At 35.1% G+C, this 13,936-nt stretch carries 16 protein-coding genes; 6 read left to right on the top strand and 10 right to left on the bottom strand.

Annotated features, from left to right (window positions below):
- Nucleotides 1–83: 83 nt before the first annotated feature.
- Nucleotides 84–338 (bottom strand): biotin/lipoyl attachment domain-containing protein, encoded by a 255-nt coding sequence (locus JFU23_RS18065; protein WP_085308950.1) that lies wholly within the window; start codon nt 336–338, stop codon nt 84–86.
- Between the two features lie 301 nt (nt 339–639).
- Here JFU23_RS18065 and JFU23_RS18060 point away from each other — a divergent pair, with 301 nt between their 5' ends.
- Nucleotides 640–2,043: a sigma-54 interaction domain-containing protein gene (locus JFU23_RS18060; RefSeq protein WP_201032408.1), complete on the top strand. Its 1,404-nt coding sequence runs from the start codon at nt 640–642 to the stop codon at nt 2,041–2,043.
- A gap of 81 nt (nt 2,044–2,124) precedes the next feature.
- Nucleotides 2,125–2,322 carry a hypothetical protein gene (locus JFU23_RS18055; RefSeq protein WP_002140273.1) on the top strand — a complete coding sequence of 66 codons (198 nt, stop codon included), beginning with the start codon at nt 2,125–2,127 and terminating at the stop codon, nt 2,320–2,322.
- Nucleotides 2,323–2,374: 52 nt separating this feature from the next.
- On the opposite strand, the gene truA is transcribed toward JFU23_RS18055, so the two are convergent.
- The 6 genes from truA to JFU23_RS18025 all read right to left on the bottom strand — a co-directional run bounded on the left by truA (nt 2,375) and on the right by JFU23_RS18025 (nt 8,329).
- On the bottom strand, nt 2,375–3,112 hold the full coding sequence (gene truA, locus JFU23_RS18050; RefSeq protein WP_002125027.1) for a tRNA pseudouridine(38-40) synthase TruA: 738 nt from the start codon (nt 3,110–3,112) through the stop codon (nt 2,375–2,377).
- A gap of 83 nt (nt 3,113–3,195) precedes the next feature.
- Entirely contained in the window at nt 3,196–4,575 is a 1,380-nt protein-coding gene (gene rlmD, locus JFU23_RS18045) for a 23S rRNA (uracil(1939)-C(5))-methyltransferase RlmD (protein WP_085308944.1), read from the bottom strand.
- 10 nt (nt 4,576–4,585) lie between these two features.
- Nucleotides 4,586–5,449, bottom strand: coding sequence for a DNA-3-methyladenine glycosylase family protein (locus tag JFU23_RS18040; RefSeq protein WP_085308942.1), 864 nt, complete (start codon nt 5,447–5,449; stop codon nt 4,586–4,588).
- A gap of 59 nt (nt 5,450–5,508) precedes the next feature.
- Nucleotides 5,509–6,291 carry a delta-lactam-biosynthetic de-N-acetylase gene (pdaA, locus tag JFU23_RS18035; protein WP_002029593.1) on the bottom strand — a complete coding sequence of 261 codons (783 nt, stop codon included), beginning with the start codon at nt 6,289–6,291 and terminating at the stop codon, nt 5,509–5,511.
- 125 nt (nt 6,292–6,416) lie between these two features.
- Nucleotides 6,417–7,940, bottom strand: coding sequence for a class I fumarate hydratase (fumA, locus tag JFU23_RS18030; protein WP_085963289.1), 1,524 nt, complete (start codon nt 7,938–7,940; stop codon nt 6,417–6,419).
- Between the two features lie 206 nt (nt 7,941–8,146).
- A complete protein-coding gene (locus JFU23_RS18025) occupies nt 8,147–8,329 on the bottom strand; it encodes an SE1561 family protein (protein WP_002010264.1) in 183 nt (60 codons plus the stop codon).
- A gap of 213 nt (nt 8,330–8,542) precedes the next feature.
- Here JFU23_RS18025 and yfkAB point away from each other — a divergent pair, with 213 nt between their 5' ends.
- Nucleotides 8,543–9,670 carry a radical SAM/CxCxxxxC motif protein YfkAB gene (yfkAB, locus tag JFU23_RS18020; protein WP_002125019.1) on the top strand — a complete coding sequence of 376 codons (1,128 nt, stop codon included), beginning with the start codon at nt 8,543–8,545 and terminating at the stop codon, nt 9,668–9,670.
- A gap of 192 nt (nt 9,671–9,862) precedes the next feature.
- On the opposite strand, the gene JFU23_RS18015 is transcribed toward yfkAB, so the two are convergent.
- Nucleotides 9,863–10,660: a YfkD famly protein gene (locus JFU23_RS18015; RefSeq protein WP_002125017.1), complete on the bottom strand. Its 798-nt coding sequence runs from the start codon at nt 10,658–10,660 to the stop codon at nt 9,863–9,865.
- Between the two features lie 81 nt (nt 10,661–10,741).
- Nucleotides 10,742–11,797 (bottom strand): calcium/proton exchanger, encoded by a 1,056-nt coding sequence (gene cax, locus JFU23_RS18010; RefSeq protein ID WP_201032407.1) that lies wholly within the window; start codon nt 11,795–11,797, stop codon nt 10,742–10,744.
- 179 nt (nt 11,798–11,976) lie between these two features.
- On the opposite strand from cax, the gene JFU23_RS18005 reads away from it, so the two are divergent.
- The 3 genes from JFU23_RS18005 (at nt 11,977) to JFU23_RS17995 (ending at nt 13,232) form a co-directional block, all read left to right on the top strand.
- Complete coding sequence (locus JFU23_RS18005) at nt 11,977–12,393, top strand: pyridoxamine 5'-phosphate oxidase family protein (RefSeq protein WP_201032406.1); 417 nt, start codon at nt 11,977–11,979, stop codon at nt 12,391–12,393.
- Nucleotides 12,394–12,549: 156 nt separating this feature from the next.
- Nucleotides 12,550–12,696: a BH0509 family protein gene (locus JFU23_RS18000; RefSeq protein WP_000817786.1), complete on the top strand. Its 147-nt coding sequence runs from the start codon at nt 12,550–12,552 to the stop codon at nt 12,694–12,696.
- 107 nt (nt 12,697–12,803) lie between these two features.
- On the top strand, nt 12,804–13,232 hold the full coding sequence (locus JFU23_RS17995; protein ID WP_002029573.1) for an EamA family transporter: 429 nt from the start codon (nt 12,804–12,806) through the stop codon (nt 13,230–13,232).
- 14 nt (nt 13,233–13,246) lie between these two features.
- Here the strand turns inward: JFU23_RS17995 and JFU23_RS17990 are convergent, their stop codons facing one another.
- Nucleotides 13,247–13,840 (bottom strand): DedA family protein, encoded by a 594-nt coding sequence (locus JFU23_RS17990; protein ID WP_002029574.1) that lies wholly within the window; start codon nt 13,838–13,840, stop codon nt 13,247–13,249.
- Between the last annotated feature and the right edge of the window lie 96 nt (nt 13,841–13,936).

Raw genomic sequence — 13,936 nt, 5'->3', positions numbered from 1 at the left:
CAAACCCATTTAATGTAAGCGTTTTTAAAATTCTTCATAGTAAAAATAATTATTTAAAAGAGCAAAAATACATACTACTTATATTAATCACTACCTGTTATTAAAAGGTCATCCCTCACTGTTATTAATAGTTTTTGATTAGCGATAGCTTGTCCTTCTACCACTTCTAATGATTCGATATAACCACTGATTCCCACTTTAATTTCCACCTGCTGCTTATCTATTGTTTCAATTAACGCTAATTTTTCCCACTCATATACGTAAGAACTTTCAGTAACAAATAATTTCTCTACTTTCCCATAACAAGGACTATACACGCCTTCTATAACCGTCTTCACTTTATAAATTCCTCCCTCTTATTAATTGAAACTGAAACGTTGCATACACTATAAAGATTCATAATCCCCCTACTCTTTAAATTTAGAGATCTTAACTACTATTCATGCAAAATACGTACCAACCTCAATACCTATGTAAAATTAGTATTTCTTACGAAAAAAATCTGCATAACCGCAAAAAATTTCTATCATTTGAAAATTTTTAAGAGAAAATAGCAAAAAAATTTTGCGATTTTATAAGAATTTTAATAAAATTATAAAAAGTCGGTCTTCATAGGGTATAACGAGGAGAAGATAATACATGCATACAGAAGAAATCAATTTTAAAAAGATTATTGAAATGAATGTGCTATACGAAACTTTACTCAATGAACTAGATATTGGGATCCATATTATTAATGAGGAAAGTAAAACGATTATCTATAACCGTAAAATGATGGAAATTGAATCAATGGATCGCTTAGATGTGCTAGATAAAAATCCTTTAGAAGTATTTGCATTTGAAGAAAATAAAAATAGTACTCTTATAGAGGCTTTAAAACTTGGAAAAACAAACAAAAATATAAAACAAACGTATTTTAACAATAAAGGACAAGAGATTACGACGATTAACGATACTTTTCCTATAATAGAAAATGGAAAAATTAAAGGCGCTATTGAAATTTCAAAAGAGATTAGTCATTTAAAGCAAACAATGAAAACGAACCTTTCTCGAAAACAAAATACTAATTTTACCTTTGATCACATAATTGGTGATTCTAGAGCTATTCAATCGGTCATTACAGAAGCAAAGAGAGTAATACGTACGCCATCCTCCATACTTATCATCGGGGAAACAGGGACCGGTAAAGAGCTATTTGCGCAAAGCATCCATAATGAAAGCCAGCGTTCAACAAAACCATTTATTTCGCAAAACTGTGCCGCTATACCAGAAACCTTAATGGAAAGTTTACTATTTGGTACAAATCGAGGTGCTTTTACAGGAGCAATAGATAAACCTGGTTTATTTGAAGAGGCAAATGGGGGAACTTTGTTATTAGATGAAATCAACTCATTAAGCCCAGCACTTCAAGCTAAATTATTGCGTGCTATACAAGAGAAAACAATACGAAGAATTGGGGGGGCGCAAGAAAAAGAAATTGATGTTCGTATTATAGCAACTATTAATGAAGATCCTCTTGAAGCCATAGCACACAATCGATTAAGACAAGACTTATATTACCGATTAAGCGTTGTTACTTTATGTCTTCCACCTTTACGGGAACGAAAAGAAGATATTGCATATCTTGTTCAACACTTTATTGAAAAATACAATATCCAATTTAATCTTAGCGTAAAAGATGTAGATTTAAACGTAAATAACTTCCTCTATAAATACGATTGGCCTGGTAATGTGAGAGAACTAGAACATATAATTGAAGGCTCCATGAACTTAATAGAAGATGAAGATATCATTACAGCGTTCCATATGCCAACGCACTTTCGCGAACTAGCAAAAAAGGAACTGAATATGCAGACTCCGCTAACTAGTCACAATACTGATACGCCACAAACTTTAAAACGTATAATCGAAGAAATGGAAAAGAAATATATCCATCAAATTCTTAAAGAAAATAAAGGTAATATCTCACAAGCCGCAAAATTTTTAGGATTGAGTAGACAAAACTTACAATATCGAATTAAAAAATTGCACTTACACATATGAAATGAATCTTTCTCCAAGTGCAAAGAAACTGGTAAAATATGTTATGATAAACGTATAATATGCTAGAAAGGGGCAATGTATATGAGTAATGATAAGAAGTTGAAGTTATTACACTACTTAGGTCTTTTCCCTACCATTCTATGTATAATGCTATTCATTGATATGAGCAGCTTTCCTCATGCAAAGCTCCTAGGCACAATTAGCGGCTCCTTTGCAGCTATTATGCTTGCTGCTTTTTGGAATTTGAAGCTACGTATGAAGAAAGAGAAATCTTCTTAATTTCAGAGTGCAAAAAAATCGAGCCTTATCAGCTCGATTTTTTTACTTATTATTAAAATTCAACATTCTCCAAATACAATCCACTCGCCTCAGCAAGACAATTAATTTGATTACGTTGTTTTTCCTCTAAAATGTTTGGAATTGCGTCCGCCTCTAATTGCCCTAATCCAACTTCAATTAATGCTCCAACAATTTTCCGCACCATGTTATGAAGGAATCCGTTACCACTTACTCTAATTTGTACAAATCCTGATTCTTCGGAAACATCAAGTGTATACACTTCTCGAACCATAGATTTTTTCTTAGACTTTGCATTTGAAAAGGCAGTGAAGTCATGTGAACCAACTAAATGTTTCGCAGCTTCTTTCATACTTTTCACATTTAATTGTTTATTCACGTGCATGCTGTATTTACGCATAAATGGGTTCGTATGCTCTTCATTCCAAATTTTATAAAGATATGTTTTTGCTTTAGAATTGTAACGAGCATGGAAACGATCTGGTACTTCTTCTACACTCGTAATACTAATATCATTTGGTAAATATTGATTTAAATACTTTTTCACTTTATGTTCTACTAACTTCTCATCACTTTGAAAGTTAGCTACTTGATTCAAAGCGTGTACACCAGCATCCGTTCTACTACAGCCGATAATTTCAATTTCTTTTCCGACCATTTCAGATATTATACTTTCGATTTTCCCCTGAATCGTATTGTCATTATTACCAAGACGTTGCCACCCTTTATAACGCGCACCATCATATTGAATCGTCAATTTATAATTGTTCATTATATTCTCCTTACTTCCATTCGTTAAATAAAATATACCCTCACATAGCTCTTGCTTTGTGAGGGACATATCCTTATTGAATGTTACTTTCTAACAAGTTTCACTACATTTTCTACATGAGCTGTATGCGGGAACATATCAACTGGTTGTACATACTCCACTTCATAGCTCTCCATTAATGTTTCCACATCACGTGCTAATGAGGAAGGGTTACAAGACACGTAAACAACTTGTTTCGGTTTCACTTTTAAAATCGTTTCAAGTAATTTATCATCACAACCTGTACGCGGTGGGTCAACAACAATGACATCTGGACGCCAGCCTTCTTTTACCCACTTTGGTAACCATTGTTCCGCTTTACCAGCTTCATACTTTGCATTTGTGAATCCGTGGCGTTTTGCATTTTTCTTTGCATCTTCAATCGCTTCTGGAATTACATCCATACCACGTACTTCCGCTGCATCATTCGCAAGCCAAAGTCCAATCGTACCGACACCACAATACGCATCCACAATCTTCTCGTTTCCTGTTAAAGCAGCTGCTTTTTTCGCTTCATCGTATAAAACAACTGTTTGTTCTGGATTTAATTGGAAGAATGCGCGTGCTGATAATTCAAATGATAAATCACCTAGTGTTTCTTGAATTACTTCTTTTCCAGCTAATTTAAATGTTTTATCACCGAAAATAACAGATGTTTTACGCCAGTTTACGTTTTGCATAATTGATTTAACACTTGGCATTTGTTTTTGCACTTCTGCGATAAATTGATCTTTATTTGGTAATTCTTCTTTTGTTGTAATAAGTGTGACTTGCACTTCCCCTGTTTGAACTGCAGTACGTGTCACAATTGTACGTACTAAACCTTTTTGTTTTTTCTCATTGTAAATAGAAACATTTAATTTTTCTAATATACGTCTTACAACTTTTGTCGCTTCATTCGTTGCTTTATGTTGAATCATGCAATGAGAAATATCAATTAACTGATGTGAGTTTTGCTTATATAACCCTGTAATAACCTTTTCGTCTTTACGCCCCACTTGCAATTGACTTTTATTACGATAATGCCATGGATTTTCCATACCAAGCGTCGGGCGAATTTTCTCTTCTAGACTGTCATTCATATACTTCTCGAATGCTTGTACAACGATATCACGCTTTTGATTTAATTGTTCTTTATAATCTAAATGCTGCAATTGACAGCCACCACACTCCTCATATACTGAACATGGTGCTTTCACACGATGTGGTGATGATTTACGAACTTTTTTCACTTTCGCTTCAGCGAAGCCACGCTGAATTTTCGTTGCTTCAGCAACAACTTCTTCTCCTGGTAATGCCCCTGGAATGAAAACAACTTGTCTCTTAAAATAACCAACGCCTTCTCCGTTAATCCCAAGACGTTTAATTGTCACAGGAAACGTTTGACCAACTTCCAACTTACTCTCTTGTTGCTTTTGTATCATTATTACACCTCTACTCTATACTTTTCCATAAATATAACGCTGCATAACTGCAATATGGTTCACACTCTTGTTTCACTTTTTCTAAAAATGCATCATCAGGCTTATCATCTAATTGAAATACACCTTGCACTGCGCGCTGAATTCCAATGTCTGCTTTTGGAAACATATTTTTCCGACCAAGCCCAAACATTAAAAAGTTTTGCACTGTCCATGCCCCAATACCCCTTATTGGTAACAATTGTGCCGATACTTCTTCTTCTGTTTCGTTTTCTATCCTTGCTAAATCTAATTTACCGCCTACAATATGTTTTGCTAATCCTACTATATATTCGGCTTTTCGCTGACTAAACTTCTGCTCTCTCAATTCTTCTATTGAAATGTTCGCTACTCTTTCTGGTGTTGGGAAAAAGAAAACGCCGTTCTTCTCTGTCCCATATCGCTTTACAAATTGATCTGTTAGCACAGTAGCAAATTTCAAATTTATTTGTTGATGAATAATACAGCGAAGAAGACAAGCGAAATAATCGAATTCTAAAATAATTGGAGTATAAGCATATGTTTCAAATAGTGGACGTAATGATGTGTTTAAAAAATGATTTTGTATATTTTGAAACGGTTCATTCCAGTGAAAAATGGATCTCATTCGTTTCATTACTTTCTCTTGATCTCCTGCCTGACTAGAGATCCAAAACTGTGGATTTTGAACAGTACCAATCCCTTGCAAACGAACAACAATCTGTTCTTCGTCTATAAAAAGCGGGACATAAATTACTTTCTCGTCTAATTGAATAACGTTTAACGGGTCGAAAGATAAACGCTTTAGTACTTCCTCAAAATGGTACGGATATTCTAACGTAACATGTTCGCTCCACATACGTTTCCCCATCCTTTTTACACATCATTATAGCATGAGAAAACCGCAAGCATACATGCTTACGGTTGATTGCTTTTTACTAAATCATCTAGGCTTTTAAAATGATACCCTTTCTCGCGCAAATCATCAATGATTTTCGCAAGTGCTTCTGCATTATCTTTTGATATTGCATGAAGTAACAAAACAGATCCTGGATGAATCATAGTCATTACATTATTATGAGCGTATTGCCATCCTCTTTGCTGATCTACTTTCCAATCAAGAAATGCAAGCGACCAAAACACGTTATAATATCCCATGTCTTTCGTAAGCGCTAGCGTTCTTTCACTAAACACGCCTCGCGGAGGGCGTACATATTTCACTTCTTTTTGCCCAGTAACTTTTTTAATCTCTTCCGTTACGCTCGTTAATTCTTCACGAAGTTTTGCATCATTTACTGTTGTAAAATCTGGATGACTCCAAGAATGATTACCAATAATATGTCCTTCATTTTTCATTCTTAATAATAAATCTTTTTGTGTTTTTATATAATGTCCCGTCACAAAGAAAGTTGCTGGTACTTTTTTCTCCTTCAGTACATCTAAAATCTTTCCTGTATATCCATTTTCGTATCCATTATCAAATGTTAAATAAATATCTTTTTTCTTCGTATCTCCTAAATAAAACCCACCATTTTTTTGTAGTAATTCTGTATATAGTTTCCCTGCATCTGGCACCGTTTCATTTTTAGGACGTGGGATTCCCCAGTTATGTGGTGTATTCGTATAAGCAAATGTTGAAACTGGAACAAGTGCCATCATAATTGAAAAAATGAGACCTATATATAACCATTTATATTTCATAAATAGTCTCCTTTCCATATATAATCGTACCTGTAGTTTCTGTTTCCCTGCTTTCTTTCATGCTGAACATGTTTTTCTATATATACCAAAAAATGCACCTCGAATAATTCGAGATGCATTTCTCTTTACTTAAATACAGGTTCTTTAAAGCTCGCCAATTTTTCAAGTGATGTTTTATCAACATCAGCATGTAGACTTTTACCATGAGAATCCATCGTTACAACTGCTTTAAAACCATCGATACGTAAATGCCACATTGCCTCTGGGATACCGAATTGTAAGAAATCAACATCTTTCACTTCTTTAATACATTCAGCATAATATTGCGCTGCACCACCAATTGCATTTAAGTACACACCACCGTGTTCTTCTAAAGCTGCTAATGTTTTAGCACCCATACCACCTTTACCAATTACAGCACGAATACCGAACTTTTTCATAATATCGCCTTGATATGGCTCTTCACGAATACTTGTCGTTGGACCTGCCGCTTTAATTTGCCAATTATCATTTTCATCTTTCACTACAACTGGACCACAATGATAAATAATTTGTCCCTTTAAATCTACTGGACAATCGTTATCCATTAAATGTTTATGAATCGCATCACGTCCTGTATACATCATGCCGTTAATTGTAACAACATCACCAACACGAAGTTCACGAATTTGCTCTTCTGTAATTGGAGCTTGTAATACGATTTCACGCTGCTCTGCTTGTTCTTGCGCAGCATCTTGCTGAAGTGTATCTTCACCTTCCTGGTACAACCAATCCATAATTTCACCTGTTTCAGGATGAATTGTTACACCAAGACGACGATATGCCCAACAATTATACGCAACAGATACGTAGAAGCTCGCTGGCAAACGATTATATACTCCAACTTTGCAACCTAATAAAGTTGTTTCTCCGCCAAATCCCATCGTACCAATGCCAAGCTTATTCGCATTCTCTAATACGTACTCTTCAAGTTTGTGTAATTCTGGAACTGGATTTACATCATCTAATGTACGGAATAATTGATTTTTTGCTAATTCGTAACCTGATGTGCGGTCTCCCCCGATACCGACGCCGATTACTCCTGCGCTACACCCTTGACCTTGCGCTTGATATACTGCATGAAGAAGGCATTTACGAATTCCTTCTAAATCACGCCCAGCTCGTCCAAGTCCTTCTATTTCACAAGGCAGGCTATATTGAATATTTTTATTCTCACAACCGCCGCCCTTTAAAATTAAACGTGCATCAATGTAATCTTTTTCCCATTGTTCAAACTTAATAACAGGTGTACCTGGTCCTAAATTGTTTCCGCTATTGTCTCCAAAAAGAGAATCAACAGAGTTTGGACGAAGTTTACCATCTTTTGTCGCCCGCTCAAGCGCACTATAGATAGCTTCCTTCAGTTTTAATTGATTCACACCAACTGGTGTATAAATTTTAAACGTTGGCATCCCTGTATCTTGGCAAATTGGCGAGATATTATCATCTGCCATTTTAATGTTATTCGTAATTGTGCCAAGTGCCATCGCCGAACGAGTTCCTGCATTTTCTCGTTCTTTCGCTTGTTGAATTGCGCGACGAACATCTTTCGGTAAGTTCGTTGACGTTTCAACAATTAGTTGATACATGCTTTCTTGAAGCTTTTCCATTGTTACTTCCCCCTCAATTGTGAACGCTACCAAAACGTTATGAAATGAAAATTCCATTGTTATACTCTTCAGCTGTTTATTTATTTCACGCCATTAAAGGTTAAATGAAATTTTTCACAACTTGATTATACCTTTTTTTCTATATTCCTTCTATTATCCGTACAGAAAAAGGCTGCCAATTTTGTAGTGGCAGCCTTTTTAATATATTATTCGTCTTTTTTAAATTGCTCACATTTCAGTTCTAATTCATCTAACATTGCAAGAAGACGATCTACATCTTCTAATTCTACCTCTTCTGGTTCAATCGTATCAATTACTTCAATGAACATATTTAAACGTTCTTTCAAATATACTAGTTGTGAATCTTTACCTTGAATTGCTTTTCCCATGAAGGCACTCTCCTTTTAATTCGAGTTGCTTTTATTATACCGCAAAAATGATTGCTATGGGCATGTAATTTCATCAATTTCGTCACAGTAATTCATTATAATGTAAGCCCTCTCTCTTTTTTTACAAAAAAGTTTCACTTTATAAAAAGCTCATATTCTTCTATTATAGAGAATGGACAAATTGTTATTTCAATAGTCAAAGGAGTATTTCATATGACGATATCACAAATAATGAAGCCGATTACTCCTTCTTACGATCCATGGGAAGCGTATATGGACCTTGAAGAGTACGGCAAACTACTATTAACAAACGTTGAGTTTACAACGACGACGTTATGCAATATGCGTTGCGAGCATTGCGCTGTTGGTTACACATTACAGCCGAAAGATCCAAACCCGCTTCCGATGGAGCTTTTATTAAAACGATTAGATGAGATTCCTCATTTACGTTCTTTAAGTATTACAGGCGGAGAACCTATGCTTTCAAAAAAATCCGTCGACAACTATGTAACACCACTCTTAAAATACGCCCATGAACGAGGCGTTCGCACTCAAATTAACTCAAACTTAACTATAGATTTAGCACGTTACGAACAAATTATTCCCTACTTAGATGTATTGCACATTTCACATAACTGGGGAACAATCGATGACTTCGTTGAAGGCGGATTTGCAATGATGGAGCGTAAGCCTACTTATGAACAGCGCGCTAAATTATTTGAAAGAATGATTACAAATAGTAAAGCTCTATCAGAGGCAGGTGTACTCGTATCAGCCGAAACTATGTTAAACAAACGAACTCTACCACATATTGAACATATTCACCGTCAAATCGTTGAAGAAATGGGCTGTAAACGTCATGAAGTTCACCCGATGTATCCGAGTGACTTCGCTAGTACACTTGAAATTTTAACAAAAGAAGAAATTCGAAATGCAGTTGAACATTTATTAGAGATCCGTGATGAAAATGTGTGGATGTTATTCGGAACATTACCTTTCTATGCATGTAGTGATAATGAACACGATTTAGCTACACTAAAGAAATTACATGAAAGTAAAAATGTAACTGTCCGCAATGATCCAGATGGTCGTTCTCGTTTGAACGTAAATATTTTCGATGGAAATATTATCGTGACCGACTTCGGTGATGTCCCGCTTCTAGGTAATGTACAAACAAATACACTACAAGAAGCTTACGACAAATGGTGTGACTCAAAAACAGCAAAATCATTAAGTTGCCATTGTCCTGCCGTGAAATGCCTTGGACCAAACGTTCTTGTAAAAAATAGCTACTATCCAAAAGAAGATTTCTTATCAAAAACATCAAACATTATGTTATAAAGTGAAACTTTAATCAGTGGTTGTTTTGTTCATCCCCCACTGATTATTAGCCCACACCAATCGGGAGTTTACGGGCAGCAGGGCCTCCCACCTAACTTCTTTGCTCCAGCCGAATTTTGAGGTGGGAGTTTTATTGCCCGCAAATAGCGGGATAAATAAAAAACGTCAGCTTATAGGCTGACGTTTTTTATTTCATTGTGCATGCGATGAAGAAACAAATTTAAAAAATAAATGATCATGAATTGGAATAGCGGCTCCGATTCCTTGAGATGTAATATTTTTCACGACAAGCTTTTTTTGATTCCCTTTTAACACAAGGTAGACTTCTCCAAATGTTACTTTTCCTTTTTCATTTACTGCTGGTGTATACGCATATAAATATCCAAGTTGACTTGGACTAATATTATAAACACGCTCATGTCCGGTACCATAACCAATGGTTGTTTTAAATGAAAGTGGCAATTGTACTTTTTCAAGCGCTTTTAGAAGCATCATTTTTTTCACATCTGTAGTATCTTTCATATCTGCTGTTAAATCACCTTCGATTGTCTTTTGGGTTTCTTGCTTATAGCGAAGTGGGTATAAGCGATCCCCTCCGCGATTATCATATACATTTCGATTTACTTGCTTATATTCCCAATTAATCGATGTGTCTATTGACTCATAATTTAATGCCCATTGCCCTAAATAAATTTTCGCTCGGTACCCTACTGCAAGCGGTGCATTCGAAATTGTCGTTTCATTAAACATTCGAATTAAATCTGGGTTTTCAATTTTGATATTTGCTGTTTTCAATAGTTCTTGCGCAAACTTACTTGGCTGTAAACGCGGTAAATCTTGTGCGTCATTTGGAAATGTATTATCCTTTGAAATATTTAAAACAGATGAAGGCATTTTTACTTCTACCGTTGTCTTTGCAAAACTACTGTTAGGAAATAATAAAATAAACGAGACCATGGTTGAAAGACATATGCTGTATACTCGTTTCACCTGTCTGGCTCCTTCCTATGTAAAGGTATATAAATTACTGTATTTAGTGTTTTCCCTCTGAAGCATTGTTATCCCTATTTTTCATAATAAATAAAAACCAATTCCCATAATGACATACGCAGCTAATAAAGTGCCTCCTTCAAACCAGTTTGTATCCCCATCATTTGAAATGGCGATAGTTAAGAAAACAGCTGTAATCATAGAAACAAGTTCTGGTATTGTAAATACTAGAGGCATCTTTTGTGCAAAAAGCATCGAAAGAAGTACTAACACAGGAGCAACAAACATGGCGATTTGTAATGTAGAACCTACTGCAATTTCTACTGCGATATTTACTTTATTTTTATATGCCATAATAATCGCAGATGCATGTTCTGCTGCATTACCAACAATTGCAACGATAATAACCCCTATAAATAACTCTGACCAGCCAAACGACTTTGCGACCGTTTCAAAAGTATGTACGAGTGCCTCTGACACATAAGCAACTGCAAGTGTTGCTATCGCTAAAATGAGTATCGCTTTACCTTTGGACCACTCTGGCTCTTCCTCATGCGCTACTTCATCACTTTTATGTTGATATACACCACGGTGCGTAACTAACTTAAATAGCAATGCAGCAAGATACATAATGATCATGATAATAGAAACACCGATACTTAATTGATACGTCTTTCCAGCATCCATCTTCATTGAAAAAATCTCTGGAATAACAAAGGCTACGACAACAGCAAATATTAATAAAGCTGAATTATGTCTTGCATCATAAACATTGAAACTTTGTCTTTTATACTTAAGGCCACCTATAAAGAAGGATAACCCTCCTACCAGTAATAAGTTTCCAAGTACAGAACCAGTTAAGGAAGCTAAAACAACTTCTGTTAATCCTGCCTGGAGTGCAAAAATTGAAATGATAAGTTCCACGGCATTACCGAAAGTTGCATTTAATAAACCACCTATCCGAGGCCCAGAAACAATTGCTAAACTTTCTGTCGCCCTCCCCATAAAACCAGCTAATGCAATAATAGTAATGCAGTATACAGCAAACATAATAGTTTGTGGCCAATGAAGTGTTTTTCCGATTACAGAAAGTGGTACACCTATAAGCGCTACTATGAGAAATATTTTATTAAACATGCTTTTCATCCTTCCATCGTATGTATTTCTCCTCGATATTATTATTATTCATCTCCTAACTTGTCCGATTTCATCACAATTACGTTTAAAAAATCGGATTGAAGAAAACAGTATGAAAGATATTTAAATTATCTTGTCCAGACAGAAAAAATTATGAATTATGAAAAGAGGCTAAAAATATGCACTTAAAAGAAAAAATCGCAACTATTATTCAAGGTCAACGCACTGGTGTATTATCTACTGTACGTAACGATAAGCCACATAGCGCCTTTATGATGTTTTTCCACGAAGATTTTGTACTATATGTTGCAACAGATCGAAATTCAAAAAAGATAACAGATATTGAAAAAAAACCCAATGTACATGTACTACTTGGACGTGAAGGAAAGAAATTAGATGAGGATTACATTGAAGTTGAAGGTATAGCTTCCATCGAAGAAGATCAAACATTAAAAAACAAATTTTGGACTAATAGCTTAAAACGCTGGTTACTCGGTGCGGAAGACCCTAATTACGTACTAATAAAAATCAATCCCGATACAATTTATTACATCGATAGTGCTGGTACGACCGAGCCCGAGTTTTTACGACTATAAAATAAAAACAAGCCCCCCTTAGGTGGGCTTGTTTTGTCGAAAGGTTCTTCTGAAAAAAACAATAAAATAGGTGGAACTTTCTAAAGATTCTGTTATATAATAGCAGTAACTTAAATAAACTGTATTAAAACAGATTGAGGGGAGAAATTAAAATTGATGAAAAGAGAAGAACGAAAAAACATGATTGAGTTTATTGAAAAGAAAAAAGGGATTGAACGTGACGAATTATTATTTATGACGGATGATGAAGTAGAGCATATTTATAATGTAACGTACTTTTTATATGAAGAAATAGCAGAGTAGTATAATAAACCCCCACCTTATTAAAAATATAGGGCGGGGGTTTATTTCGTTTTTATACATGAGAATGATTTTCATGTATAATAATGTAAGATTGGAGGAGTTTCACTATGAGTTCATGGCTATTATTCGCACTATTATCAGCAATTGCTGCTGCCCTCGTATCTATTTTCGGAAAGATTGGCTTAGATGGAATCGATGCCAACGTCGCAACAACGGTTCGCTCTATTATTATGGCATTATTTATGGTAGGAGTTATTATTATACAAGGTAAATTTCAAAATATCGGTGATGTCCTCCTAAATAAAAAAGCACTGCTATTTATCACATTAAGTGGAATCGCTGGTGCTTCGTCATGGCTATTTTATTTTCTTGCGTTAAAAACAGGAAAAGTTTCACAAGTAGCACCTATCGATAAATTAAGTGTAGTATTTTCCATTATTCTCGCGATGATTATATTAGGTGAAAAGTTAAACTTTATGACCGGTATTGGTGTAGTCTTTATTACAGCTGGTGTATTATTTATCGCTTTCAGCTAAAAAAACCGCTATTATTAGCGGTTTTTTCTTTTCCTTATGTAAATCCACACAATCAATATTACAATTGCCGAAACTAATAAAATCCATATTCCATAATGATGTAAACTATATTCAACAAAGCGCCACTTCTCTCCCAGTTTCCAACCTAAGCCAATAAAAACACTTATCCAAATTAGTGCACCACCGTAAGCATACAAACAAAATCGCCACAATGTTAAATTTGAAACTCCAGCAAAATATGCTGTTAAATGACGTACTCCCGGTATAAAGTAGCCAATCATTAAAAGAAATGGACCGTATTTTTCAAATAAAATATGTGTTTTTTCAATATGATGTTCCTTAATTCTAACTTTCGGACCATATTTTTTTAAAACAGGGAGCCCAAGTTTTAAACCTAATATGTAACTTAATGTAATGCCAAGCATTGCACCTGCCATTCCACTTAAAAAAGCAGCTGTTCCTGACATAACTCCTTTTGAAATGTTATATCCAATAAAAGTCAATAAAAACTCATCCGGTATAGGTAATCCAACAATTCCGCCAGCTAAAGCTATAATAATTCCAAAATATCCATAATGTGCGATTAACTCGCCAATATGTTGTTCCATTCGGAAGACACATCCTATACACGATCGTTATCCCATATTGTGCCCATTCTATCTTTAAGACAAACATGGTATACATATTCACTATACATTGTTTTT

The sequence above is a fragment of the Bacillus sp. TH50 genome, assembly GCF_016650565.1.
GTDB classification, from domain to species: Bacteria; Bacillota; Bacilli; order Bacillales; family Bacillaceae_G; genus Bacillus_A; species Bacillus_A mycoides.
This window is presented reverse-complemented; position numbering and strand designations above follow the sequence as displayed.